Annotated in this window: 3 protein-coding genes; all 3 read left to right on the top strand. The window is 64.5% G+C overall.

The window, feature by feature from the left end; genetic code table 11:
- Positions 1 to 396: MBL fold metallo-hydrolase (locus ACO48X_RS06845; protein ID WP_485001353.1), on the top strand; the 396-nt coding region annotated here is incomplete at its 5' end.
- An 83-nt stretch (positions 397 to 479) separates the two neighbouring features.
- On the top strand, positions 480 to 1,799 hold the full coding sequence (gene hisS, locus ACO48X_RS06840; protein ID WP_485001352.1) for a histidine--tRNA ligase: 1,320 nt from the start codon (positions 480 to 482) through the stop codon (positions 1,797 to 1,799).
- On the top strand, positions 1,796 to 2,473 hold the full coding sequence (locus ACO48X_RS06835; RefSeq protein ID WP_485001351.1) for a dynamin family protein: 678 nt from the start codon (positions 1,796 to 1,798) through the stop codon (positions 2,471 to 2,473). Before hisS ends, ACO48X_RS06835 begins: the two co-directional genes overlap by 4 nt.
- Positions 2,474 to 2,518 lie beyond the last annotated feature (45 nt).

The raw sequence follows: 2,518 nt of genomic DNA, 5'->3' as shown, positions 1-2,518 counted from the left end.
GCGGCGCTCCCCCGAGAGTTTTTCGAGGGCGAGGGCCGGCAGATCGTGCCCGGCGTGGCGATGCGAGCGATCCCCGCGCCGGGGCACACGGAGGGTTCGAGCGTTTTCCTTCTGTCGGGGGCGATCGATCCGGATCGCGAGTCCGTCGTCTTCCCCGAAGGAGTTTTCGGCGAGAAGCTGATGCTCAGCGGCGACGTGCTCTTCAGGGACGGCGTCGGGCGGACGGACCTTCCCGGGGGCGACCCCGCTGCGGCGGCGGAGTCGTTGCGGACGCTGGCGAGAGGGATCGATCCCGCAACCGTTTTCTTCCCCGGGCACGGCCCTTCCTCGACGATGGGGCGGGAAAAGGAGCGTTCGCACTATCTGAAGCTTGCAATGTCAGGTGAAATGGCCTGAAATTGAACCGAATGCGCGCCCTTTCTCTCCGGCGATTCGCCCGGATGCCGGGGATGGGCGCCAATCGTGGAACAATAGTCCCCATGAAGATTGCCCCTCTCTCCGGATTCCCCGAGTGGTTGCCGCAGGACAGGATCGTCGAAGACCGCATTCTCGACGCTCTGCGCCGCACCTTCGAGCTGCATGGTTTTTCGGGGATCGAGACCCGCGCGGTCGAGCCTCTCGACCAGCTGTTGCGCAAGGGAGAGACCTCCAAGGAGATCTACGTCCTGAGCCGCCTGCAGGGCGGGCCGTCCCAAGATTCGGAGATGGGCCTTCATTTCGACCTGACGGTTCCGCTTGCCCGGTACGTTTTGGAACACGCGGGAAAGCTCGACTTTCCGTTCAAGCGCTACCAGATACAGAAGGTTTGGCGCGGGGAAAGGCCGCAGGACGGGCGTTTTCGCGAGTTCGTGCAGGCTGACGTCGACGTCGTCGGCGAGCAGACGCTTCCCTTCCACAACGAGGTCGAACTTCCCCTCGTCATGGTCGATGCCCTGTCGGGTCTGCCGATCCCGCGGGTCGTCATACGGGCCTCCAACCGAAAAATAGCCCAGGGATTTTATGAGGCGGTCGGAATCGAAGACGTCGGCGAGACGCTGCGGATCGTCGACAAACTCGACAAGATCGGCCCGGCCGCGGTTGCGCAGACCCTCGTCGAGAAGGCGGGGACGACGCCGCAGCAGGCCGATCTCGCCCTCAGGCTCGCTGACATCTCGGGAGGCGACGCATCGGTGGCCGACCGCGTTCGGGAGCTCGGGCAGCGTTCGGATCTGCTCGAGGAGGGCCTTGACGAGCTTGTGCGCCTCGTCGAAGGGGCCAACGCGCTCATTCCGGGCTCGGTCGTGGCCGACCTCAAGATCGCCAGGGGCTTGGATTACTACACCGGCTCGGTTTACGAGTCCGTCCTCGTCGGCCACGAGGATCTGGGCTCGATCTGTTCCGGCGGGCGGTACGATTCGCTCGTGAGCGACGGCAAACGCGCGTATCCCGGCGTCGGGCTTTCCATCGGAGTTTCGAGGCTCGTCTCGCGCTTGATCGGCAGGGCGACGGTGAGCGCGACGAGGAAAGTCCCCACCTGCGTCCTCATCGCGGTCAATGACGAGGGCGCCAGGGCTGCCGCGACGGCTACAGCCATGAAGTTGAGACGTCGCGGGATTCCCACCGACGTCTCGCCAACCGCGGCCAAATTCGGCAAACAGATCAAGTTCGCCGACAGACGCGGCATTCCCTTCGTCTGGTTTTCGACCGACGAAGGGGAGCAGGTCAAAGACATCCGTACGGGCGAACAGGTCGAAGCCGACCCCGACGCATGGGTGCCAGAATCATCGGATTACTTCCCGCAGTTGAAAGAGACTAAATGAGCATTCCCATAGCTTCTCAGGAGGAACTCGAGGAGGCGCTCGGCGCGCTGCGCGACATCCTCGAAGACGTCTCGTTCCCTCTCGAGACGCCCTTGGCTTCGGACGGCGCCAAAGCGACGTCCGAAGTTCTTCGTCAGCTTGACGACTACATCCTTCCTAGGCTTTCGCGGATCGACGCGCCGCTGTTGGCCGTGGTCGGAGGTTCGACGGGCGCGGGCAAATCGACGCTCGTCAACTCGCTGCTCGGCGAAAACGTGGCCAAGGCGACAGCCATCAGGCCCACGACGCGGCGTCCGCTGCTCGTCCACCGCGAAGAGGACGGGGCCTGGTTTGCGGATCAGAGCATTCTGCCGAGCTTGGCGAGGGTGCAGAGCACAGACGTGGACGACGGCGCCCACTCCGAGCTCGCCTTGGCCGATAGCAAGGAGCTGCCCGAGGGAATCGCGCTTCTCGACTCTCCTGACATCGACTCGGTCGTCGAAGACAATCGGCGCCTCGCCGCCCAGCTGCTCGCCGCCGCCGACCTGTGGCTTTTCGTCACGAGCGCGGCCCGCTACGCCGACGCGATTCCCTGGTCGATGCTCAACGAAGCCGTTTCACGCGACATCGTCATCGCGGTGGTCCTCAACCGCGTCCCCTCGGACGACGGGGCGCAGGTGCGCTCCGACCTTTGACACAGGCTCGCCGAGCGCGGTCTTGGCGATGCCCCGCTTTTCGCC

Source organism: Peptidiphaga sp. (assembly GCF_057238965.1).
The sequence above is the reverse complement of the archived record's forward strand: the minus strand, read 5'-3'. Positions and strand labels throughout refer to the sequence as shown.

Coding starts and splice junctions, on each gene's coding strand:
- ACO48X_RS06835 (WP_485001351.1), top strand. CDS start 1,796: ATGAGCATTCCCATAGCTTCTCAGGAGGAACTCGAGGAGGCGCTCGGC.
- hisS (WP_485001352.1), top strand. CDS start 480: ATGAAGATTGCCCCTCTCTCCGGATTCCCCGAGTGGTTGCCGCAGGAC.